The sequence below is a fragment of the Mesorhizobium sp. M0830 genome (assembly GCF_040319965.1).
Lineage (GTDB): Bacteria > Pseudomonadota > Alphaproteobacteria > Rhizobiales > Rhizobiaceae > Mesorhizobium.
Map to the genome: position 1 here is coordinate 58,776 of NZ_JAMYOR010000026.1, position 23,094 is coordinate 81,869.

At 62.2% G+C, this 23,094-nt stretch carries 20 protein-coding genes; 11 read left to right on the forward strand and 9 right to left on the reverse strand.

The genetic code is table 11. The features are described from left to right. The first annotated feature begins 1 nt into the window (after position 1). Positions 2-1,036, forward strand: coding sequence for a glycosyltransferase family 2 protein (locus NKI20_RS17210; RefSeq protein WP_352832244.1), 1,035 nt, complete (start codon positions 2-4; stop codon positions 1,034-1,036). Positions 1,037-1,045: 9 nt separating this feature from the next. Continuing rightward, positions 1,046-2,830 (forward strand): ABC transporter ATP-binding protein, encoded by a 1,785-nt coding sequence (locus NKI20_RS17215; RefSeq protein WP_352832247.1) that lies wholly within the window; start codon positions 1,046-1,048, stop codon positions 2,828-2,830. 101 nt (positions 2,831-2,931) lie between these two features. Here the strand turns inward: NKI20_RS17215 and NKI20_RS17220 are convergent, their stop codons facing one another. From NKI20_RS17220 to minC, 4 genes are all read right to left on the reverse strand, one after another. After that, positions 2,932-4,401 carry a coiled-coil domain-containing protein gene (locus NKI20_RS17220; RefSeq protein WP_352832250.1) on the reverse strand — a complete coding sequence of 490 codons (1,470 nt, stop codon included), beginning with the start codon at positions 4,399-4,401 and terminating at the stop codon, positions 2,932-2,934. A gap of 396 nt (positions 4,402-4,797) precedes the next feature. Then, positions 4,798-5,070 carry a cell division topological specificity factor MinE gene (minE, locus tag NKI20_RS17225; protein WP_352486085.1) on the reverse strand — a complete coding sequence of 91 codons (273 nt, stop codon included), beginning with the start codon at positions 5,068-5,070 and terminating at the stop codon, positions 4,798-4,800. After that, entirely contained in the window at positions 5,067-5,882 is an 816-nt protein-coding gene (gene minD / locus NKI20_RS17230; protein ID WP_031260481.1) for a septum site-determining protein MinD, read from the reverse strand. Before minD ends, minE begins: the two co-directional genes overlap by 4 nt. Positions 5,883-5,980: 98 nt before the next feature. Next, entirely contained in the window at positions 5,981-6,793 is an 813-nt protein-coding gene (gene minC / locus NKI20_RS17235; RefSeq protein ID WP_352832254.1) for a septum site-determining protein MinC, read from the reverse strand. Positions 6,794-6,994: 201 nt separating this feature from the next. On the opposite strand from minC, the gene mauJ reads away from it, so the two are divergent. Together mauJ and NKI20_RS17245 are read left to right on the forward strand one after the other, a co-directional pair. Next, positions 6,995-8,428: a methylamine utilization protein MauJ gene (mauJ, locus tag NKI20_RS17240; RefSeq protein ID WP_352832257.1), complete on the forward strand. Its 1,434-nt coding sequence runs from the start codon at positions 6,995-6,997 to the stop codon at positions 8,426-8,428. A gap of 180 nt (positions 8,429-8,608) precedes the next feature. After that, positions 8,609-9,907 carry a DUF5677 domain-containing protein gene (locus NKI20_RS17245; RefSeq protein WP_352832260.1) on the forward strand — a complete coding sequence of 433 codons (1,299 nt, stop codon included), beginning with the start codon at positions 8,609-8,611 and terminating at the stop codon, positions 9,905-9,907. A gap of 238 nt (positions 9,908-10,145) precedes the next feature. On the opposite strand, the gene NKI20_RS17250 is transcribed toward NKI20_RS17245, so the two are convergent. Next, positions 10,146-10,286: a hypothetical protein gene (locus NKI20_RS17250; protein ID WP_352832263.1), complete on the reverse strand. Its 141-nt coding sequence runs from the start codon at positions 10,284-10,286 to the stop codon at positions 10,146-10,148. A 354-nt stretch (positions 10,287-10,640) separates the two neighbouring features. On the opposite strand from NKI20_RS17250, the gene NKI20_RS17255 reads away from it, so the two are divergent. From NKI20_RS17255 to NKI20_RS17270, 4 genes are all read left to right on the forward strand, one after another. Further along, complete coding sequence (locus NKI20_RS17255; protein WP_352832266.1) at positions 10,641-11,792, forward strand: sulfite oxidase; 1,152 nt, start codon at positions 10,641-10,643, stop codon at positions 11,790-11,792. 512 nt (positions 11,793-12,304) lie between these two features. Further along, positions 12,305-12,478: a hypothetical protein gene (locus tag NKI20_RS17260; protein WP_352832269.1), complete on the forward strand. Its 174-nt coding sequence runs from the start codon at positions 12,305-12,307 to the stop codon at positions 12,476-12,478. A gap of 121 nt (positions 12,479-12,599) precedes the next feature. Next, on the forward strand, positions 12,600-13,133 hold the full coding sequence (locus NKI20_RS17265) for a FecR domain-containing protein (protein WP_502898132.1): 534 nt from the start codon (positions 12,600-12,602) through the stop codon (positions 13,131-13,133). Positions 13,134-13,139: 6 nt separating this feature from the next. Continuing rightward, positions 13,140-15,002 (forward strand): CHASE2 domain-containing protein, encoded by a 1,863-nt coding sequence (locus NKI20_RS17270; protein ID WP_352832272.1) that lies wholly within the window; start codon positions 13,140-13,142, stop codon positions 15,000-15,002. 49 nt (positions 15,003-15,051) lie between these two features. Here NKI20_RS17270 and NKI20_RS17275 read toward each other — a convergent pair whose 3' ends face one another. From NKI20_RS17275 to NKI20_RS17285, 3 genes are all read right to left on the reverse strand, one after another. Beyond that, the gene (locus NKI20_RS17275) at positions 15,052-15,201 is read right to left on the reverse strand and encodes a hypothetical protein (protein ID WP_352832275.1); all 150 of its coding nucleotides are present in this window, start codon (positions 15,199-15,201) and stop codon (positions 15,052-15,054) included. Next, positions 15,198-15,539 carry a DUF2934 domain-containing protein gene (locus tag NKI20_RS17280; RefSeq protein WP_352832278.1) on the reverse strand — a complete coding sequence of 114 codons (342 nt, stop codon included), beginning with the start codon at positions 15,537-15,539 and terminating at the stop codon, positions 15,198-15,200. Before NKI20_RS17280 ends, NKI20_RS17275 begins: the two co-directional genes overlap by 4 nt. A 119-nt stretch (positions 15,540-15,658) precedes the next feature. Next, a complete protein-coding gene (locus NKI20_RS17285; protein ID WP_352832281.1) occupies positions 15,659-16,282 on the reverse strand; it encodes a BA14K family protein in 624 nt (207 codons plus the stop codon). A 248-nt stretch (positions 16,283-16,530) separates the two neighbouring features. Here NKI20_RS17285 and NKI20_RS17290 point away from each other — a divergent pair, with 248 nt between their 5' ends. Genes NKI20_RS17290 through NKI20_RS17300 form a run of 3 tightly spaced genes read left to right on the forward strand, consistent with a single transcriptional unit; the run spans position 16,531 to position 21,762 of the window. After that, positions 16,531-20,643, forward strand: a complete 4,113-nt coding sequence (locus tag NKI20_RS17290; protein ID WP_352832284.1) for a Pls/PosA family non-ribosomal peptide synthetase — start codon at positions 16,531-16,533, stop codon at positions 20,641-20,643. Further along, the gene (locus NKI20_RS17295) at positions 20,640-21,128 is read left to right on the forward strand and encodes a GNAT family N-acetyltransferase (protein WP_352832287.1); all 489 of its coding nucleotides are present in this window, start codon (positions 20,640-20,642) and stop codon (positions 21,126-21,128) included. Before NKI20_RS17290 ends, NKI20_RS17295 begins: the two co-directional genes overlap by 4 nt. After that, the gene (locus NKI20_RS17300; RefSeq protein WP_352832290.1) at positions 21,121-21,762 is read left to right on the forward strand and encodes a 4'-phosphopantetheinyl transferase family protein; all 642 of its coding nucleotides are present in this window, start codon (positions 21,121-21,123) and stop codon (positions 21,760-21,762) included. The genes NKI20_RS17295 and NKI20_RS17300 overlap by 8 nt, the downstream gene beginning before the upstream one ends. 4 nt (positions 21,763-21,766) lie before the next feature. Here the strand turns inward: NKI20_RS17300 and NKI20_RS17305 are convergent, their stop codons facing one another. Continuing rightward, on the reverse strand, positions 21,767-22,879 hold the full coding sequence (locus NKI20_RS17305; protein ID WP_352832293.1) for a KamA family radical SAM protein: 1,113 nt from the start codon (positions 22,877-22,879) through the stop codon (positions 21,767-21,769). Positions 22,880-23,094 lie beyond the last annotated feature (215 nt).

Sequence of the window (23,094 nt, forward strand, 5' to 3'; positions counted from 1 at the left end):
AATGACCGTCAAAGCCAACCAGCCCCTGCAGCGCGATCGTTCGACGGCGCTTGGCGTCGCTCCGGCCGTTCCCCGCCCGGAACGCTCGCCGCCGCAAGTCAGCTTCATCATCTGTACGCGCAACCGTGTCGCAGTGCTCGAGGCCTGCATCAAGTCGGTGCAGGCCGCGTGCCGCGCCTATGCCAGCTTCGCGGCTGAACTCGTGGTCGTCGACAACGGTTCGAGCGACCGCACGGCCGAACACCTGGCCAGCATCGCCGAACTGTCGGATGTTCCCTTCACGGCCATTTGCGAGCCGCGCCCCGGATTGGCGGCTGCCCGCAACGCCGGGCTGAGGCGCGCGCGCGGCCGCGTGCTGGTCTTCGTCGACGATGATTGCGCGGTCGATTGCGACTACCTGCGCGATCTGGAGCGACATTATGCGTCCGGGGAAAAATGGCTCATCCGGGGAGGCCGAGTCGAGCTTGGCGATCCCAGGGATCTGCCGTTCACGATCAAGCGGTCGCGTGTGCGCGAGCGGCTGACGCCGGATGTTCATCCCGGCGGTTTTGTACTGGGCTGCAACATGACGATGCACCGCGATGTCGCGGCCCGTATCGGCGATTTCGACGAACGCTTCGGCGCGGGCGCGCCATTGCGGGCGGCGGAGGATACCGATTACCTTGTGCGAGCGCTGTTGCTCGGTTTCGCGGTCGAGTATGTCCCGGACATGACGATATTCCATCATCATGGCCGGCGGGATCGCGGATCCATCGAAAAGCTCCACCGCGACTACAGTCTGGGCAATGGCGGGCTCTGCCTGAAACATGTTCTCCATGCGCCCTGGCTGCTTCGTCATTTCTACTGGGCGGCGAGAGGCGCATTGCGGGAACTGGCTGGCGGGCCTGTCTTTGATCGTGAACTCAATCTGCCGCACTGGCCGATCGTCGCCATGAATTTGCTCGGAGCGGCCAAATTCGCGGTTCTTCTGCTGGCAAGACGGCCGCAGGCTGAGCCGCTGCGGCAAGACGAGCAAGCCAATGCCCAGGCGAGGTGAAACGCTATAATGCCGTTGCTACCGCCAAGCCTGCCGATGCTGTTCCGGGCGTTCGGAAAGCGGCAACTGCGCCTGCTTCCGGCCGTGGTGGCCCTCGGCCTGGTCAGCGCCGTCCTCGAAGGCTTCGGCATCGGTCTGATCATCCCGTTGCTGGGCATCATCATGGGACACGGGGAGGCGCCGGGAATGGGTGGCTTCTCGGCGGTCCTCCAGCACGTCGGATCGGGCTTGAGCGAGCGCGACCGGCTTGTTGTCATTTCGATCGCCATCCTCGGCTCGATCATCCTGAAGAACGTTTTCGCCTTCGCCAACACGCTGCTCACGACCTTCATCTATGGCAAGGCGAGCCATTCGATCCGCAGCGCGTTGTCGGAGCAGCTCTTGCGGGTCGGCTATCCATTCTTCCTGCGGCAGAGTCCCGGACGGCTGCTCAACATCATCTCCAACGAATCCTGGCGGGCGTCGGATGCGATCCAGATCATGCTGTCGGCCATCGTCAGCGCATCGGCCGCCGTCATCCTGTTGGCTTTTCTGCTGCTGCTTTCGTGGCGCATGACGCTGTTGGTCACGATCGGGCTGGCGCTCGTCCAGATCGCGCACGCCATCCTCTCGGCCAATCTGAAAGAGCCCAGCCGCAGCGTCGCCTCGCGCAACAGCCATCTCGCCTCGCAGATGCTCCATCTGGTGCATGCCGGACGCCTGATCCGCATTTTCGGACAGGAGAGCCGGGAGAAGGCGATATTCGATACGGCGTCCGATGCGGTTCGCCGCGCCTCTTTCGCACTGCTTGTGCGCCAGGGAGCGTTGCCGCCGCTGACGGAGGTTCTCCACGCCATTCTGTTCCTGGCGGTGGTGATCGGCGCCTGGTTGGCGCAAGTGAGTTTTCCGCTGATCATTGCGTTCGTCATACTGCTCTACAGGCTGCAGCCGCATATGCGGGCCCTGCAAGGGTCGTGGAGCCAGCTGCAGGGCCTGAGCGGATCGCTCGAGGAGGTGACGTGGATGCTGGATCCCGCCGGCAAGCCCGGGCCGCCGCAAGGCGACGGGCCGTTCCACGGTTTGCACCAGGGCATCAAATTCGATGATGTGACGTTCACCTATTCCGGCACGGATCGGCGTGAAGTGGTGCTGCATTCGGCGACGTTCGAAATCCGCAGTGGCCGCTCGACGGCGCTGATCGGCCGCTCGGGCGCTGGCAAGACGACGATCGTCAATCTCCTGTGCCGCTTCGTGGAACCGGACACCGGCAGGATTCTCGTCGATGGATCACCCCTCGACGGGATCGATGCCAGCCAGTGGCGCCGGCACATCGCCCTGGCCAGCCAGGAGCTGGAACTGGTCGATGGCAGCATTTTTGAAAACATAATCTATGGCCAGGAGGCAGCCACGGCCGGCGACGCCGAGCGCGCCGCAAGACTGGCCGAAGCGCATGAATTCATCGAACGGCTTCCTGAGGGTTACGATACGCTCGTTGGCTACAGGGGCATCAACCTCTCGGCGGGACAGAGGCAGCGGATCGCGCTCGCCAGGGCGCTGGTGCGCGATCCCGATCTCCTCATCCTGGACGAAGCCACCAATGCGGTGGACGGACTGTCGGAAGCGGCCATCGTCGAGACCCTGAAGTCAAGAGCCGGCCGCCGCACGACCATCGTCATCAGCCATCATCACAGCACCATCTCGTTCTGCGACGACGTGGTGATCCTGAGCGCCGGCCGGGTGAAGAAGCAGGCGCCTTTCGGCGCCCTCGCATCGCTCAGCATGGACGAGCTTTACCAGCACGGACCACTCGACTGATGCATGTCACCCCAAAGTGCCGAGCGGTTTGGGCCAATGACATGCATCAAAACAAGACCTTGAAGCGCGTCGCGTGAATCCCCGGCGCGCTTTGAATTGCGCTACGTCGAGGCGCGGAGATTTCTGCGGATGCGCCGCCTGCCCGCTGCACGTGCCTTCTCCGCCACGACGCCGCCAATCTCGACCACCTCGGCCTCGCGCGGCCTGGCGCTGGTCGCCTTGTGGAGCCGCTCGTAAGGCAGCAATTCCTTGATCCGCGCATTGAGCGAGGCGATTTCGGCCTTGAGGTCCTCGCATTCCTGCCTCTGGACGTCGAACTGTATCTGTTCCGACGCCTGTTGCAGCGCAAGCTGTGAAAGATTGGCATTCACTTTCGAAAGGCTCTGCTTGTCGTTTTCGTTCTCATGGTTGAGAGCGGACAACCTTTCATCGGCGATTTTCTTTTCGGCCAGGGTGTCGTTCAATTGGCTCTTGAGCCTGGCGATCTCGCTGGTGGCCTCGCTGTTCTCGTTCGAGGTTTGCTCCAGCCGCGATTGCAGGTTCTGGATCTCCGAACCCAAGCCGCGTATTTCCGCCTGGCTGCGAGCCAGCTCGGCTTCCTTGTCGCCTTCCATCAGGCGCGCCGCTTCGGTGGTTTCCGACAGCTTCGCCTGGGCGGCCTCAAGCGACTTCTGGAGCCGCATCTCCTCTTTCTCGCTCTTGCCGAGCGCGGCCAGCAGTTCCGCAAGCCGCGCTGCTTCGCTGGCATGGATCGTCGAGAGTTCGTCGAGCCTGTGGCGCGCCTGGGATTCCCGCTTCAGCGCCTTGTCGAGTTCGATCGACAGCTTGACATGCTTTTCCCGCAGCATCTTGCTCTCGCGCAAGCGCCTGTTGGCCTCGACCGTTCTGCCGGTCAGCCGCTTGGCGATGTCGCCGAACTCCGCCTCGCGTTTTGCGTTCGCATTGGCTGTCTCCACGAGTTCCAGCCTTGTCGCGGCAAGTGCGGCACGAAGCGCCTCCCTGTCCTGAACCAGGCTTGTCTCGCGCTGTTGCAGCACTTCGAGAGCGCCTTCACGCTCGCGCAGCTTTCTCACCGTGTCGTGCAGCTTTTCCGCCAGCGTTCTTTGTTCGTTGGCCAGGCCGGCATTTGTAAGCTCCAGCTCGTTGGCGCGAAGAATGTCGTTGTGGAGGATGTTGAGGAATTCGCGCGTCAGATGGTGTGAGGTCCCGATCTCCGACAGCTTGTCGTTGATCTCCTCCAGATAATCCCTGGCGTCGTGGAAGAGCCCTTCAAAGGCACTCAATGCAGCCAGTCGGGTCTGGGTATGAGGTGTCAGTCGTGGCCCGTTTTCGGCACTGTCCGTATCGTCGGGACTGTCCGCGTTTACAGCATCGGCCTCGGGTGGCGGGTCGTCAGTGTCCGCGGTGGGGACATCGTGGCTCTTTGGCGGCGCCAGGTCTTCGGCATCCAGACTTGCGTCCAGCGCGTCCGCCAATTCGATCTGCAGGTCCTGATCTGCCAATACGACCTGCAGGTCCTGAACTGCTTTGTCTACCTCTTCAGCACGCTTGATCAGGCCTCTGAAGTTCATGGCCGAACTCCCTTTACGCACACCTCGACTGGAAACTTAACAAATTCCTAATATATCCTTACATCCGCCGATTGCGTAGGGGAAGCCCCCGTCGCAACGAAGGTTAATACGGGACATTTTGGGGGAGATGCCGCGAGCGACAATGCGCGGGTGTCGGCGCTGGCCTTGCAGAACTTGGGTTCCTCGCCCCCACGGAGTGGGGGGTCCGAAGGACGGGCGAGACCCGTGGCTCGCCCCGGCAAGGTGGCTCGGGCGAAGCCCGAGACGGAGCGGGGGATGGCTCGACTTCAATGAATTCAGGGGGAACCTGCCAGCGTCGCGCTGCCCCCTCTCCGCCACGCTACGCGAGGCACCTCTCCCCCGCTTTGCGGGGCGAGGAACCCAAGTCTTGCTAAGTCACCCCGCCATGGCCAGCGGCACGGCGCTCTTGTTGGGGATCTGGATGTCGATTTCCAGCGTCGACATGGTCTCGCCGCGGTCCATCGAGACCTGGATGTAGTCCTGGTCGATCTGCACGTGCTTGGCGATGACGGCCATGATCTCCTCGCGCAGGATGGAGACGAGGTCGGGCTGGCTGCGGTTGCGGCGCTCATAGGCGAGCAGCACTTGCAGCCGCTCGCGCGCCACCGGCGCACTGGAGCGCCGCTTGAAGATGTCGAGCAGGTTCATGCCGCCCTCCTTCCCAAAAGACGATCGAGGAAACCCTTGCGTTCGAAGGGCACGATAACAGGCAATTCCTCGCCCTCGAGCCGCCTGGCGGCGTCGAGATAGGCGCGCGCCGCGGTGTTGAGCGGCTCCGAAAGCGTCACCGGCGAACCGAGGTTGGAGGCGCGCAGCACGTCCTGGCTCTCGGGAATGATGCCGAGCAGCGGCACCGACAGGATTTCCAGCACGTCGTCGATGGACAGCATTTCGCCGCGCGAAGCGCGTGCCGCGTCATAGCGCGTGACCAGCACGTGCTTGGCGATCTGCTCGCCCTGCTCGGCCTTCATGGTGCGGGCGTCGAGCAGGCCGATGATGCGATCGGAATCGCGCACGGAGCTCACTTCCGGGTTGGTGACGATGACCGCCTCGTCGGCAAAGCGCATGGCGAGCTGCGCGCCGCGCTCGATGCCGGCCGGACTGTCGCAGAATACGTAGTCGAACACCGAGCGCAGCTTGTCGATGACTTCGCCGACGCCCTGCTCGGTCAGCGCATCCTTGTCGCGCGTCTGCGAGGCCGGCAGCAGGAACAGGGTATCCACCCGCTTGTCGCGGATCAGCGCCTGCGAGAGCTTCGCCGTGCCCTGGATGACGTTGACGAGGTCGAACACCACGCGCCGCTCTGCGCCCATGATCAGGTCGAGGTTGCGCAGGCCGACGTCGAAATCGACAAGCGCCACCTTCTTGCCGGTCTTGGCCACGGCCGCCCCGAGGGCCGCCGTCGAGGTCGTCTTGCCGACGCCCCCCTTGCCCGAGGTGACCACCACTACCTTGCCCATGAAAAAGCCTCCGTTGTTGTTGTGTTCTTGCCGGGCGGCCGTCGGCCGCCCCATTGTCGAATGTCAGCGTCGGCCAACGGCCGTCCCAATATCGAATGTCAGCTCAGCGGCGCAACGCGCAGGCCCTCGCCGTCGAGAAACGCCTGCACCGGCTTGCCGCGCGAAATGCCTTCCATCTCCTCGGCGGTGACGTACCAGCCGTCGATCGCCAGCAGCTCCGCCTCGTTCTTGCGGCAAAAGATGCGCGCGCCCTTGTTGCCCAGCGCACCCGCCGAAGCGCGCCCGCGCAGCGTGCCGTAGACATGGATCGAGCCCGCCGCGATGATCTCCGACCCGGACGCGACCGATCCCAGCACGATGACATCGCCATGCGGATGCACGATCGCCTGGCCGGAGCGGATCGGTGCCTTGATCATCAACGTGCCCGAAACCTCTTGCGCAAGCTGAGGCTCGCTTTCGTCCATCTTGCTTGCGCCAGCCTTGCCAGCCTTGTCGTTGTCCGGGCCGGCTTCAGGCGCCCTGCCCTCGGCCTTGCCATCCGATGTGCCGGAAACATCCTCCCGCGCCTTGCGGCCGGGCAGCAGGCCATCCGTCGTCGCCTCCTTGGCGCCGACCAGCACCGGCGGCAATTCGGCGCCCAGCGAAGCCCCTTCGAGCTCGATGGCATAGATGCGAATGCCGCGCGTCCCAAGCTCCGCCACCAGCCCCGCGATCTCGCTCGGCCCAGGCTTCAGCGTGTTCAGATCCAGCAGCACCGGCCGCCCGGAAAAATACCCCGGCGAGTTGCCGATCCAGTGATCCAGCCCCTCCAGCCAGGCCGCCAATGGATCTTCCGGAGTCAGCGTGAAAGCGACGAAAGAGCGGGCGCGAAAACGAATGGATTTGGCCTCGAGGGGAGCGGCAAAAGTCACGGCTGGCGAATCCTTACTGAGAGGTAAACGCTAGCGAGGGAATGGTTAACGAATGGTTAACGCGAGGGGGCAGAGGACAGCTGGAATTAAGGTTCCTGACAGGCATTGTCGGGGGCTCGAAAGTCTAAGCGCCAGAAGCAGACATTCGAACCTCATTAGGCCCCCTGGCACCCACCGTGGGCACAGTGTATCAAATTGGACATGTACGCTCGTCATCTCGCTGACATTCTACACCGTGAACTCGCCGAGCCGGGAAAGTTTGAGGATACCCTCAAGCGCTTCGAGACATTGCGTGGTTATGGTCTACTGCCACGCGGTCGAGAACGCGCAGGCGTCCGCCTCTCGGATGAACAGGCCGCCAGTGCGGTGTTGGGATTTGTTCCAACATTGCCTAGTTGGGCCGGACACGTTTCGCTCGTCCTCGGCGGTCTCTGCGCCGTCGGTGGTCCGGCTGCATCCGTTCGAGGGACGAAGACCTTGTTGGCGTCTATCGCGGCCGTATTAGCCAGCGATGAGGCTTGCGGATCGGTCATCACCTTTTCGTTCTCGATCGCACGCAAGCAAAACGGTGACGAGCACTATGCGAAAGCCGTGGTCGAAGAGGGTGGGGAAAGAAGGACCATTTCCTATGTCTCCGATATGGCCGTCACTCTGCTCCGTGAGGGAGCGGAACAGGGCTACGACCACGACCGTATTCACGCTCCATCCGCGCGGCAGCTAGTATTGGGGCGCGAATTCTTCAACCGACTCCGTAGAGACGTCGCTATTTCGCGGCATCTCGACCTGCCACTGAAGACCGATTGGCAAGAATATGAAACTGAAGAGGAGCGTGATGACTTTCACCACCGCCTAGGTGCACGCCGCAATTCGCGATTCATGAATCTCGGCATCGACACACAGGTTACATGGCCGAAGGAACCGACTCGCACGCAGTTTGCGGGCCACCATTTCGTAATGTTTCCTAGGACAAAGGAAAATTCGCATTCGATCAGCATCGACCTGGCAAACGAGCGACTTTCCGCAGAAGCCGCAAGGACCCTTCTCAATCGTTTCCTTAGCTTGCTAAGCTGGTGCGACGACCGCTACGCAGCGCTGGGGGATGGTTGGTCGGGCAACCCAGTGCCGGTTCCTGTTCGACGTTCTGAGGGCGGGTTCTCAACGACGCCAGATTGGGTGTTCAACCGATCCCTCCCTGAAAATCTAGAATTGCTTCAGCGGCTGGCATATTACAGGGAGGGCCTCAACGCCCGTCAAGCGGGACTGGTCACCTTCGAGGTGCTGAGCTTCTTCAAGGTCTTCGAAAAAAGATCGAGCTCAAAGCGTGGCGAGCAGAACCTAACAAAGCTCTGGATCAAAGATGTGTTCGCGAAGGTCTCTGCCTCGCTCCGCCGAGAAGTCCTTGTGCGGTTCGATTCTGATCGCAAGGGTAAGGATATTGAAAAGTATGTTTTTGACAACTGCCGAGTGGCGACGGCACACGCATCGGAATGCTTTCCCTCCGATGCCGATGCTTCGCCGGAGATTCAACGCCTCTATTCTGCAGCTGAGGTGATCCACGCCCTTGCTCGTCACTTCATCCTGACCGAATACAAGTTGTCGGACACGTATTATTCGGACGAGCCAACGTGTGATTGACAAAGGTAGGGTGCGCAGAAGGTTAGGGCCTAGCCAATCGGACTCTTGCCTCACCTGGTGGGTGGCGCTTGGCTCTCGCTATAACATCCTTGAGCCGCCCGCCTAGTCGCGAATGTTCAAGAGCGATTTTTCCCAATTCTCCCTCGATCTAGGAAAAGCTGCCGCCAAACGATGGACTCGATGCATAAAATCTTCCGAGCTCAGATCGGAAATATTTCAAAGACGGTAATGCGTCAGCTCTTGGAGAAAAAGCTGGCGCGTGACGGTATTGAAATTCCCCAAGCGGCGATCGATGCCTTAGCAGATCACATCGCATCTAGACGCGACCAACCCTTCATCTGGATCGACAAAGAGACCGGCGAGGAGCCGCACGAACTTCGGAATCTGACACTCAAGCTTGATAAGACAGATGCCCTCGAGCTTAAAGCACTAACTTTGAAAATTACTGAGCGGCTACCCCACATCACCCAGGAAGTTTTCGACAGAGCCGGAAGTCATTATTTTAAGAATCTGAAAGACCGCTGGCCTACAGAGGGGGCTATTCAGCGTTTCGAGACCGATGAATTTTGTGAGCGGATTGAAGAGCGCTGGGGCGAGGGCTTGGACCTTCTGCGCATGCTCTTAACTTGCTGCCGGGAGTTTGGCAGCGAAAATCTCAAACGGCGCCAGAGATCGAAATCAAAAAAGCATTCCAATCGTGAATTCGTTCTCACCAATCTGCACGCTCGATCATGCCAAGTTGCCGATGAGGTCATCACCCTCATGTCCAACGGGTTTGCCGATGGCGCGATGGCCCGCTGGCGCACCCTGCATGAGCTTTCGATTGTGGCGACCCTTATCGCCGACGGCGACGAAACTCTGGCGGAACGCTACATTAACCACGACGCCGTTGAAGTGAAGCGACAAGCAGATGATTACAATCAGACGCAAGTTCCTCTGGGGTATGCACCAATTGGAAAAAGGGAACAACGTAGCATCGACATGGAATTTTCTGAATCTATCGCAAGCTATGGCACGGAATTCGCCTCGCCATACGGATGGGCGGCAAAACGATTGAACAAAAGAAAACCTACTTTCAAAGATCTTCAGGAAGAAGCTGGCCGCGCCGGTATGAACGCATATTACAAAATGGCAAGCTTCAACGTTCACGCCGGCGCGCGAACTATGTTTTTCCGCCTGTCGAGTTTCGGGCGGGATAACGTCCTTGTGGCGGGTCGCACCAACGCAGGTTTGGTTGAGCCAGCACAGCATACCGCCTATTCTTTGCTGCAAATTACGACATTGCTAACTGGCAGCCTCAAGAACCTCGATCGTATCCTAGAGATACAGACCTTCATCAAAATAAGGGATGCAATTCCCAAGGCATTTATGCGGGCTGACAGGAAACTTCGTCGAGACGAGGCCGCCTATCAAAATGAATTGGCGGCACGACGCTCGCGAAAGCGAAAGCGTCAACCCGGTCACACCATAGCCCCCTGAATATCCGCATGTTGTGCTTTCAGGACACACGACAACCTGTTGCGCCTGAAGTTCTGGTTCCCGACTCGCCCCCTCAATGCCGCTTGAAATACTGCACCTCCCGCTCATGCTTCTCCGCCGCCTCGCGCGTATCGGACGCGCCCAGGTTCCGCCTTTTTCCCTTTTTCGTCCTTCTTCCGCGAATAAAGCCGGTATTTTCCGCCTTTCAGTTTCCGGATCATCTCGCTCTGCCTGGCGATCAGGATTTCCGCCTGGCCTTGAGGCTGCGCGCGGCTTGCTCGACGGTGCCGCGGCTGCCCAGCCTGTCGATCTGCGCCTGCGCCTCGTCGTCCGATATGCCGGTGCGCACCTCGACCTCCAGCACGTCGGAACTCGCCACCAGGCGATCGCGGCGGCGCAACTTCAGCGCCTCCGCCCTTGCGCCCCACCGAAGGCCCCGGCCGGTTTGTTGCGATCTTCGCAGCAATGATCCTGGCAGGACAGGAAATCGGCCTGCCACAAAATTGTCATGTCCCGTCCAGGTTGTGGACACGTCCTTTTCAAAGGCGCACTCTTGGGTTGCGAAACGCATGCTAGAGTTTCGCCCAACACATGCTTGAGGTGCGTCGGTGATTGTCTGACCTATCCGGATACTTCCGGCTGGGCATGACTTTCATTGTGCCGCCTATCCGTGATCAGGCTACGGCCTATCGCACGTTGCAGCCTGTTCCGGATCAACTGGGAGGTAAACAACATGCATAGCATTCAACGCAGAGAACTTCTTATTCAAGGAAGCGCGACTCTTGTCGCAATCGCTGCTCTGTCGCGTCGCGCCTACGCTTTTCCAACACGGGCGGGCGAGGAAGTTGTTCCGTGGCTGGATCAGCCGACCGAAAACCCCAATCCGGAAGGTATCAAGACGCAGCTTGTCTGGGAGGATCTGGATAGCTGGATAACGCCAAACGACAAGTTCTTCAGCATCTCGCATTTCAATCGACCGACGATCGACGAGAAGACATGGTCCATGGAGATCGAGGGCCTGGTCAAGAAGCCCCTGAAGCTGACGCTCGCTGACATCAAGGCGCGGCCGCGCAAGGAGGTGGTTTTCACGGTGGAATGCTCGGGCAACCACGGTTTTCCCTTTTTCACCGGCGGCATTGGCAATGCCCGCTGGGCAGGGACGCCGCTGGCGCCGATCCTCGAGGAAGCCGGCGTGCTGGAGAAGGGCATCGAGGTCGTCTTTTTCGGTACTGACGAAAGCGAGGTCGCCATACGCGACGTCAAGATGAAGCAGAATTTCGCGCGCAGCATGTCGCTCGCCGACGCGATGAGCCCCGACAATCTGCTCTGCTATGAAATGAACGGCGCCGCCTTGCCGGCGGCCAATGGTTCCCCGCTGCGGCTCATCGCTCCGGGCTGGTACGGGATCGCCAACGTCAAGTGGCTGAAACGCATCGAAGTTCGCGACACAAGGTTCATGAGCCTTCTGATGGCCCGCGACTATGTCACCATCCGCGAGGAAGACCACAATGGCGAGACCGTTTGGGCCGAGACCTCGGTGGGCCGAGCGCTGCTAAAGTCGGCACCCGCGAAGGTCACCAAGAAAGGCGCGGACTTCGCCATCATCGGCGCGGCCTGGGGGGCACCGATCGACAGGGTCGAAGTGCAAATCGATCAAGCGCCTTGGGCGCCGGCGACCATCGACCACAGCGAGGAGGCCGAACACGCCTGGAAAATCTGGTCCCTGCCCTGGGCAAATCCCTCGCCGGGAGAACACACGGTAACCTCGCGCGCGATCAGCACCACGGGACAGGTTCAACCGGCAATGGACGATCCCCTGATAGCCAAAAAGCACACATACTGGGAGAGCAATGGCCAGGTCACGCGGCGCGTCAAGATCGTTTGAGGAGAGTCGGGAGGCCTGCAGGAGGCCAGCAAAGTGGCAAAATTGTCATGCCGAGCCGGCCGCGCGTGATCGGTGGGAAAATCTCGCGCCTTTCCTCTCCCCCGTCGATCGGGGGAGAGGTGGCGAGCGAAGCTCGACGGAGTGGGGGGCGACCTTTCATCGAAGCAATGCTTCCGCCTGAATGCCGCATGCCTGAGCTTTCCTGCTCGCCCGGTTGTGCCTGTCTTGCGGCTGCGCGTTTCGCTAACGCCTTCCCCCACTCTGTCGCCGCTTCGCGGCGCCACCTCTCCCCCTCCGGAGGGAGAGGAAGGCGCCAAGGTTGGCGAACTCGCGCCTTTCCTCTCCCCCGTCGATCGGTTCCTTGTCGGGATTGACGAAGCAAAAACGCAAAAACCCGCCTAGCGGGCGGGCACAGATCGATACCATGGACGAATATGTAGCATAGCTGCCCTCATGGCGTCAAGAATAAATTCCTATCGAACGGCGGCGCTTGGCCTTCGGCAGGGTGCGGCATGCCGCTTGAGGTCGCCATGGCCCAGGGTTTTTACGCTGAGGTGTGGTCGGTCATTGCCGGTCCCCAGCACCTCGACCGTATCATTGGCAGTAAAGGTCGCCGCCTGATATTCGTCGACATTCGCATCGCGGCCGGGGCCTTGCTTGGTGTCGGAACAGGTTTGTCGTGCTAGGATCGCCGGTCGGCACCCTGCCGCCTCTGCGCAAAGCGGCTGCAAGTGCCGGTTGGCAAGCACAGGCTGACGACAGCAGATTTTCTTGGCCGCAAATTTTCGCAAGAGCAAGGGGGCGGTGATGAGCGCAAGGGACCGATTTTTCCGCAGCCTGATGATGGCTGGCCTGTTTACCGGTGTCTTCTGGATGGATGCCGCCCTGGCGCAGGACGCAGAGTGTACGTTCAAGCCGGTGGCCGGCACATCCCGACAGATTCTGAAATGTCGGGAAGGCATTACCATCATTGTGGAAGGTGGCGCTCGTTTTACGCTGTTGGACCGCGATCGAAACGGCAGGGCCGATGTGGTCAGGTTGCGGCGCAAGGCGCTGCTGCTCGATGCTCCAGCCGGCTCGGTCCCGGGTGGCTTCGCGGTTGTCACCCCGCAGGCGATCGCCGCGGCGCGCGGCACCAAATGGGCGGTCGACGTTGGCCAGGGCAAGACGTCTGTTTTCGTCCTCAGGGGTCGCGTCGCCGTAAACCGGCCGGCGTCCAGTGCCGGCGTGGTGCTGGCGCCGGGCGAAGGCGTCGACGTCGCGGCCGGAACAGGACCACTGGCCGTCAAGCGCTGGCCCGCCAAGCGCGTTTCCGCATTGCTGGCCCGTTTCGGCCAGTGAACTGCTGTGAGCAGGCGAGCGCTTCCGACGCTGATCGCGCTCATCCTGGCGGGTCTTTGGGGCGCCGGCCTGGGCTTCGCGCACTGGCGCGGCAATTTGTGGCTTCTCGATCGCGTCGAAGCAACGATGACCGATCTTCGAACGCTTGTTCGAGGAACGGCAAAGCCACCGGAGCTGATGACCATTGTCGCGATAGACGACGACGCGGTGCGGCACGAGGGTACATATCCCCTCAACCGCGCCACGCTTGCCCGGCTTGTCGATACGATAGCGCGGCTTGGACCGAAAGCCATTGCGCTCGACCTGCTGCTGGTCGATCCCGCGGCAAAAGACAATGATGAGGCGCTCGCGCGTTCGCTGAGCGGGGGTGCAAGCGTAATCGCAGCCGCGGCGGTCTACCCCGGAGGCAAACAATGGACGGTGGGCGAAGGACCCATCGCCGGCGTGCCGAATGCCGAGCGGTTCCTGTGGCCCCTGAAAGCGTTCTCGGATGTCGCGGCTGTCGGCGTCGTGAACGTGGCCACCGACAAGACGGGAACGCCCCGGTTCGTGCCGTTGCTGTTTCGGGCCGGAGATCGGCTGGAAGCGTCTTTCCCCTTGCGTGTTGCCGCCATGGCAGCAGGAGAGGATCCAGAAATCGCAGCCGATCATCTATCCCTGGGCGGACGGTCCATTCGGACGGACATTGGTCACATCCTGCCCCTGACATTCTATGGTCCCCGCGGCACGATCCGCACGATCAGCGCGGCGACCGTGCTGGACGGCCAATTCGATCCCGGCACGATCCGGGATCGAATTGTTGTGATCGGAGCAACGGCAACGGGCACCGGCGATGTTTTCCCGACACCGTTCGATCCCATACTCCCGGGCGTCGAAGTCATATCGACGGCGATTGCTCATCTGATGGCCGGCGACGGAATAGTGCGGGACCAGCATGTTCGGCTTGCGGATGCCGGCTTTGCAGTGGTGCTGCCAATGATTCTTGTCGGGCTGTTGGCATGGCGGCGAAACGCCGGCGGCCTCGCGGCGATCGCCGGCGTGATCCTGATCTGGTTGGTGGTCAACATGACCGCTTTCTCGCACCACATCTGGCTGAGCGCCGCGTTACCGATGACCGCCGCCGTTCCGCCGGTCATCCTGTTCGGGGCCGCGCAGCTTTGGCTGGGCAGGCGCCGGGCCCAATTTTTCGCAACGCAGAGCCAATTGCTTCAACGCGTTGAAGCCCCAGGCATGGGGGAGTGGCTGGCCAAGCATGGCGACTTCCTCTCGGAGCCCGTCCGGCGAGACGCCGCCATCCTGTTCATCGATCTGTCCGGCTTCACGGGACTGAGTGAAACCTTGGGACCGGTCGCCACACGCGAACTCCTGAACGGTTTTCATGCGTTGGTCGGCGAAGAAGTGACGAGCTGCGGTGGCGTCGTCACGAATTTCATGGGCGATGGAGCCATGATCCTGTTCGGTCTGCCTGAACCAGCGACAAATGACGCCTTCAATGCCGCCCGCTGTTGTGTGGGGCTCTCCAAGCGCACCAACGATTGGCTCGCCTCGTTGCCTGCATCGACTGCATCCCGGCTCGGCTTCAAGATTGGAGCCCACCACGGAACAATCGTAGCCTCTCGGCTCGGCAGCGAAGGCCGTCAGCACATCGCAGCCATAGGTGACACAGTCAACGTTGCCAGTCGCTTGATGGAGATCGCGGCCGACCAGAATGCTGAAGTCGCGGTGAGTGACATAATGCTTAATGTCGCCGGCCGCGAGTGCGTGTTGTTCAAATCCGGTACCCTGAAAGGACCTGTGGAAACACAGATCCGTGGGCGATCCGGCTCGCTCGCAATCTGGCTTTGGCAGAGTGCACGGACGCTGCAGTAGAGGGTTGCCACAGGCCTGCGGCTTGCCTGTCCTGCGAACAGCGGCGCCCTCAATGCCGCTTGAAATACTGCACCTCCTTCTCATGCTTCTCCGCCGCCTCGCGGGTGTCGAACCTGCCCAGGTTCCGCCGCTTGCCGGTCTTTTCGTCCTTCTTGCGTGAATAGAGGCGGTATTTTCCGTCTTTGAGCTTCCGGATCATTTCGCTTGTCCCTCATCAGGGCTTCGCCGCCTTTTGGCGCTCAGGGTGCGCGCGGCTTGTTCGACGGCGGCGCGGTCGTGGCCCAGCCTGTCGATCAGTTCCTGTGCTTCGTCGCCCGATATGCCGGTGCGCACCGCCAGCGCCTCGACTTCCAGCACGTCGGTGCTGGCGATCTCGCCGGGCGCAGCATCGCCTGCCGTCAGCGGCAGCGCTGCCTCTCTGTCGATCTCGGCCTCGGCCTGGAGCCAGTGCCGCTCGGGATCACCCTGCATCCTGCCTTCTCGTTCCCAGATCTGGTATGCGCGCTCACGTATCCTGTCGTTCCGGTCGTGGTCCATGTCTCAGGTCCTCCTTGGGTCAGGGATAAACGTTGTGCCGATCCGAACGATCCGAAAATCGCGTGACGGGATCGCGCAATGGCTTTTGGCGTGCGGGCCCGCGATCCCACTAGCCACGCCTACTGGCATTGCCGCCTCGGTCCGCCGGAATATGGCTGGTAGCTGTTGTCTTCCGGCCGGTAGGAGCGGTAGCGGCTGAAGCAATAGTCGACATGGTCGGCGGAAAGCTCGGCGCCGCCGTCATCGGTTGCGTAGACGCCCAATCCTGTGCCGTTTTCGCCGCCATAGCCCTCGCCTGGCTGGGCGGCGCGATCGGCCACGTCGAGATAGGGCGAGATGCAGGGGCGTTGCAGCCCGCTATAGGACATGTAGCTGTTGTCGTCGGCCCGGTAGGAACGGTAGCGGCTGGCGCACCAGGCGAGATGCGGAGGCGACAGTTCGGCCGCGTCGGGCGCGACGGGCGCGACGGCGCCGGTCATGGTCGGATCGGGTTTCGCTTCTTGCGGCTGCGGCTTGGCGGGGATGTCGGCCGGTGCGGACTGTTCGGTCGGCAGACGCTCGAGGCTCTGGTCCGCCTTGTTCACCGGACGCGCTTTTTTGGTCCACAGCTCCGCCACGCTGACGGTGGCCGATGCCTGGCGCGGCGACTTCGCGGCTAGCAGCCAAGCTGCGAACCCCAGCCCGCTGCCGAAGACCGCTAGCGTCAGCACGAAACCGCAGACCAGTCCCAACACCGCTTTCACGTCACGCTCCTTGAGCCGCTGCTAATAAAATGCAGCGCCTCAAGGCTGGTTCCAGAAAAACGCTCGGGCGACGCCGGCGCCCGACGGACAAGATCGCGCAGCGGCCGATAGTCCCCAGCAAGCGCAGACACACTCCAGAAACAAATTTCAACAGTTCGGAAAAACTGGCGAAAAAATCGGATGGCATAAGCCTGCCGCAGCGGCCGGAAATGGCCGCGCCGGGCGTTTGCCGACCAGGACGAGAAAGCATGGACATGGATTACGGTGCCGATATCGCCGGACTGGACGCGGCAAGACCGGGCAGCCCGCCCGAAGCTGAACTGGCAAGCGTCGATGCACTCGCAAAAACAACCCCAGCAACGGTCACGCACGGGCAGATCCTGACGGGCGCCGACTTTGCCCGGCAAGGGCTGCCCGGGGAGCGGCTCGACACGGTCTTCGAACAGCTCGCGCAGGCATTCGCCGCCTTGCCGGCGGTGATTTCCGACGGGCGGGCCTGGACCTATCAGGAACTGGACAAGCGGGCCAACCAGTTCGCCCGCCTGCTGGTCAAGCGCGGCGTGCGGCCGGGCGACCGGGTCGGGCTCATCCTCGATCGCTCGGCGGAGACCTATGTTGCACTTCTCGCGGTGGTGAAGGCGGGTGCCGCCTTCGTGCCGCTGGCCACGGCATTTCCCGAAGAGCGCATGACGCTCATCATCGAAGACGCCAACGTGAGCCTGATCGTCACCATCGCCGCCTATGCGTCGCGCGCCGGCCAATTGCCGGTTCCGCATCTGCTGATCGACAGCGCGGCTGCCGAAATCTCCAAACAGTCCGACGCGCCGCTGAAGCCGCATGCCAAGACCTCGGACGACACCTGCTATATCCTCTACACGTCCGGCACGACAGGCCGACCCAAGGGCGTCGTTATCAAGCACCAGAGCTTCGTCAATTTCATCCGCGTCGCCGCCGCTTCCTACGGCTACCGGCCGGGCGATCGCGTCTATCAGGGCATGACCATCGCCTTCGACTTTTCTTCCGAAGAGATCTGGGTGCCGTTCGTCGCCGGCGCGACGGTCGTGCCGGCGCCGGGCCAGATGCCCCTGGTGGGCGAGGAACTGGCCGATTTCCTGCGCCACCACGACATCACCTGCATGGCCTGCAGCCCGACGCTTCTGTCGTCGATGACATCGGACGTGCCCAGCCTGCGCACGCTGCTGGTCGGCGGCGAGGCCTGCCCGCACAATCTGGTGGTGCGCTGGTCGAAGCCGGGACGGCAGATCCTCAACACCTATGGCCCCACCGAGGCGACCGTCACCGCAACCATGGGTGCGCTGACGCCGGACAGCCCCGTCACCATAGGCGCGCCGCTGCCGACCTATTCGATCGTCATTCTTGACGCTTCGCTGCCGCAGCTTGCCGAGCCCGGCGAACTGGGCGAGATCGGGATCGCCGGCATCGGGCTCGCGGTCGGCTATCTCAACAGGCCGGACCTTACCGAACAAAAATTCATCGCCGATTTCGTCGGCCTGCCGAACAACCCGTCGAAGCGCATCTACCGGACGGGCGATCTTGGCCGGATCAACGATAGCGGCGAAATCGAATATGCCGGGCGCATCGACACCCAGGTGAAGATCCGTGGCTACCGCATCGAGCTCGGCGAGATCGAGGCGGTGCTGCTCGACCAGCCCGAGATCGCACAGGCTGCCGTCACCACCTGGGAGATCGAGCCCGGCCGCGTCGAACTCGTCGCCTATTACGCCCCCAAGGCCGGCCAGCCGGTGATCTCGCGTGCGGATCTCGCCCAGACGATGAAGCGGCGGCTGCCGGATTACATGGTGCCGTCCTATCTGGAGGAGCTGCCTGTCATCCCGATGACGGTCTCCAACAAGGTGGACCTGCGCCAGCTGCCGAAACCGACAAGCATCCGGCTTTCGGCCGATCGCGCGATGGTGGCGCCCGGCAATGACGACGAGCGTTTCCTGGCCGAGGCACTGGCCGCGGTGCTTAAATTCGACGAAGTGTCCGTCGAGGACAATTTCTTCGACGATCTCGGCGCCAACTCGCTGCTGATGGCCCATTTCTGCGCGCGCGTGCGCACTAGGAAGGAATGGGCGACGGCCTCGATGCGCGACATCTATCTCTATCCGACCGTGGCGCTCCTGGCGCGGCATCTCCGCGTTGCGGAGGAGATGACCACGGCCACCAATGAGCCAGTCCTCACCCGCCGGGCATCGAATTTTGCCTACTGGACCTGCGGCGCCGCACAGCTGCTGTTCTACGGGCTCTACAGCTATGTCGCCCTGTGGGCGATCAATGGCGGCCTCACCTGGATGTACGACGCGCTCGACGATCCGCTGCAGCTGTACCTGCGCTGCGTGGCGCTCTCGGCCGGTGTGTTCTTCGGCATGTCGGGCTTTGCCGTCATAGCCAAATGGGTTCTCATCGGCCGTTGGAAGGCCGAGGCGTTTCCCATCTGGGGCGTGCGCTACTTCCGCTTCTGGGTCGTCAAGACATTGATCCGCACCGCACCCGTCGTGCTGTTCCGGGGCAGCCCGCTCTACAGTCTCTATCTGCAGCTTCTCGGCACCAAACTCGGAAAAAACGCCGTCATCGAATCGAAATCCGTGCCCGTCTGCACCGATCTCATTTCCATCGGCGCCAACACCATTCTGCGCAAGGAATCCATGGTCCTCGGCTATCGAGCCCAGTCCGGCTATATCCATACCGGGCCGCTGACCATCGGTCGCGACGCCTTCGTGGGCGTCGGCTCCACGCTCGACATCGACACCAGGATCGGGGACGGCGCCCAGCTCGGCCATTCATCCTCGCTGCACCGCGGGCAAAGCATACCGAACGGCGAACGCTGGCATGGATCGCCGGCCGTGCCGACCACGGCGGACTATTGCAAGGTGCGCAATGTCGATCCTTCCAACATCCGGCGCTTCCTCTTCGAAGCGGTTCAGCTGATCGGGCTGTTTGCCATCGTCACCCCTTTGCCGCTGCTGTTCCACAGCTATTGGGAGAATGTCGGCGACGACTATCAGGAGACGATCGGCATCGTCGCGATCGGCACCACGGTCACGCTGTTCGGCTACATCGCCATGGCTTTTCTGGCAGCGACGCTGGTGCCGCGCCTGACAAACCTGATCCTCAAGCCAGGCCAAACCTACACACTGTACGGCTTCCGCTACTGGCTGCAGACCGTTGCCGAATTCTCGAGCAATTCCCGCGTGCTCGGCCTGCTGTTTGGCGACAGTTCGGCAATCGTGCACTATATCAGGGCCATCGGCTGGAACCTCAACAAGGTGGTGCAGACCGGTTCCAATTTCGGCTCCAACCAGCAGCACGAAAACCCGCTTCTGTGCGAGATCGGCACCGAGACCATGGTGTCGGACGGGCTGTTCATGATCAACATGCACAAGTCCGCCTCGGCTTTCCGGCTCGAGCAGACGCGAATCGGCGAACGCAACTACCTCGGCAACAACATCTACTACCCGCCGGACGGACGCACGGGCGACAATGTGCTGCTCGGCACCAAGGTGATGATCCCCATCGACGGGCCGCTGCGTGAGAATGTCGGGCTTCTCGGTTCGCCTGCGTTTGAAATCCCGCGCATGGTGAACCGCGACAAGGAGCTTATCGCCGGCGTCGACGAGGCCGACCGGCGCCAGCGCATCCCGCTGAAGAACCGCCACAATCTGGTGACGATCCTTCTGTTCGTGGCAACGCAATGGGTCATGCTGTTCGCCACGCTGGCGATCTGGGATCGGGCGCTGAACTACTATACCGAATGGGCCGAGGTCGCGCTCTTCGCCGCCGTGCTTTTGACCTCGGCGATCACCATTCCGTTCTACATCCTGGTCGAGCGGGCAAGCCTTGGTTTTGGCAGGCTGAAGCCGCAGATGACGACGATCTACGACGTCGCGTTCTGGCGCCACGAACGCCACTGGAAGCTTGCGGATTCGCCGATCGTGGGCCTGTTCGCCGGCACGCCGTTCCGGCCGGTCATCCTGCGCCTGCTGGGCGTCAAGGTCGGCAGCCGTGTCTATGACGGCGGCAGCAATTTGACCGAGCGCTCGCTGGTGGAGATCGGCGACGACGCCACGCTCAACGAGGGCTGCGTCATCCAGGCCCATTCGCTGGAAGAAGGCGCGTTCAAGTCCGATTTCATCCGGATCGGCAAGGGCTGCACGCTCGGACCTTCCGCCTTTGTCCACTACGGTGTTGTGATGGGCGAAGGATCGGTGGTCGATGTCGATTCCTTCGTGATGAAGGGCGAAGAGCTCGAGCCCAATTCCATATGGCGGGGCAACCCGGCCAAGCTGTACCGGTTCGTGGAACCGGTCACCGACGATGGCTCCCGGACTTCGATTTGAAGAACGGCATCGGCTTGAAGAGCGCAGACATCCGTCTCGTTTCCGTGACCGGGGCCAACCGGGCCCTGGTCGCGGCCCTGGAGCTCGCTCCGGAGCAGATGGATTTCGTCGCCAGCAATGCGGACTCGCTCGACGAAGCCGAAACGGACGAAGACGCGCAGCCACGCGTCATAATGGCCGGCGATCGTGTCGTCGGTTTCCTCATGTACGATGCACCGCGAGATGACGACGAGGCGCGCATCTACCGCTTCATGATCGACCGCGCCTCGCAGGGCAGAGGCTATGGCAAGGCCGCGTTGCGCGAAGTGCTGGACGAAATCATTGGGCTCGGCCACATCAGCCACGTTTCAATCTGCTACGAACCGGACAATGAAGCTGCACGAAACCTCTATCGCAGCGCCGGTTTCGTAGAAGAAGGGCTCGACGAGGACGGCGAAATGATCGCCGATCTGGTCCTGTCTGCGCAGACGGACGATCGTGCCTGAAATCGCGCTGGCGCAAACATCCCTGCTGCGGGCGATGATCGCCATTGCGCCCGCCGGCGTCCGGGTCGGATGCCGAGCGATACGCGACGGTGACGAGGGCCATCTGCTGCCCGAAGAGGCGCGCTCTATGTCAGTGCGCCAGCCGGCCATGCGGCGGGCCAGCGGCGCGGCTCGGTGGATCGCACACGAACTGCTGACGGAACTTGGCGTCAACGATGTCGCCGTCCCGCGCACACCATCCGGTGCACCGGTCTGGCCCGACGGGATCACCGGCTCGCTGGCCCATGACGATGACATGGCCGTGGCAGCGGTCGCACCCATTGGCCATATCAGCTCGCTGGGTATCGACGTCGAGCCCGCGCAGCCGCTTCCGGACGACGTCTTCGCACTTGTTGCAATCCCTGCCGATAGGACGGACGCAGCCGACCGGGATCTTGCCGGCCGCATCCTCTTCGCCGCCAAGGAAGCGGTCTACAAGGCCGTCTATCCGCTCGATCGCGAGGTGCTGGGCTATGAGGACATCGCCGTCGACCTGAACTCAGGCCAGGCGACGACGAAGTCAGGCCGCCAGGTCCGCCTCGCACACTGCGATGCCCCGCGTGTGGTCGTGCTGGCGTTTGTCGAGGCGCGTTAACGCCCTACTCGCCAACCACCTCCGTGTATCCCCTCACCTCGCCATCGAGCCCACGCAACTGCCAGCTCTCCCCGTCCCGTCCCTCGACATGGCAAGGCCCGATCGGCACCTTGCCGCCACCTTCCGGCAGGTCGAGCACATAGACGGGGTTGCAGATGCCCGACAGTCGCGCCCGTAAAGCGCCGGCCAGCGCCTGTCCCTGCTCGATCGTCGTGCGCCGATGCGCCATGCCGCGCGCGAGGTCGCCATGGTGGAGGTAGTAGGGTTTGACGCCAAGGCGGTACATCAGCTCGCGGCAGAGCTCCTCCAGCACCTCGACGCTGTCGTTGACGCCCTTGAGCAAGACGCTCTGGTTGAGCAACACGAAGCCGGCATGGCGTAGCCTGCGGCAGGCTGTCTCTGTAGCGGGCGTGATCTCCCGCGCGTGGTTGAAATGGGTGACGATTGTGACCATGAGCCGGCCTTGCAAGGCCGCGACCAGGCCCGGCGTGATGCGCGAGGGCAGCGCCACCGGAACGCGCGTGTGGACGCGCAGGAGCCGCACATGCGCGATAGCCTCGATGCGCGCGAAGATTTCGGCCAAGGCCTTGTCGGACAAGGACAGCGGATCGCCGCCGGTCAGGATCACCTCACGGATTTCGGGGTGATCGGCGATATAGCCCAGCGCCGGCTCCAGCGCCTCGCGCGTATAGCCGCGGCCGATCGCGGTCAGCGACTCCTTACGGAAGCAGAACCGGCAATAGACCGCGCATTGATAGGTCGGGAACAGCAGCACCCGGTCGGCATGGCGATGCGTCAGCCGCGGCAGCGGGCTGAACCCATGGTCGGCGATCGGATCGTCGAGCTCGCCGTCCTGCTCCATCAATTCGTCGGGCGACGGGATGACCTGCGCCCGGATCGGATCGGCGGGGTCGTTCCAGTCGATCAGGTCGAGATAGGCTTTGGGAACGCGCACCTTGTGGTTCGCCGCAGCCGCTTGAGCCGCCGCACGCTCGGCTGGCGACAGCGGCAGGGAGGCGAGATCGCGGACGTGGCGAACACCGGCGCGGATTTCTGCCTGCCAGGCAGCGTCGGGGGCGACGGCGGGTGCGGGGTGGAGTTTGGTGTCTGAGGTCATCGGGTTTCTCGGGTGGTATGCTTGGGGCGGACCTATCGGGCGGATGGCTGGTGAGGTCAACAGCCCCATTTGCTGCGGCCGCGATCCTTCACACCCCCCTCGGTCCTGCCGGACATCTCCCCCGCAAGGAGCAGGGCTGTCCGGGGAAAGTTTTGAGTGAATCGAAATGCCGCATGTGCATGCCCCGTAAAACGGGGTTTGTCCGTCTTCTCTCT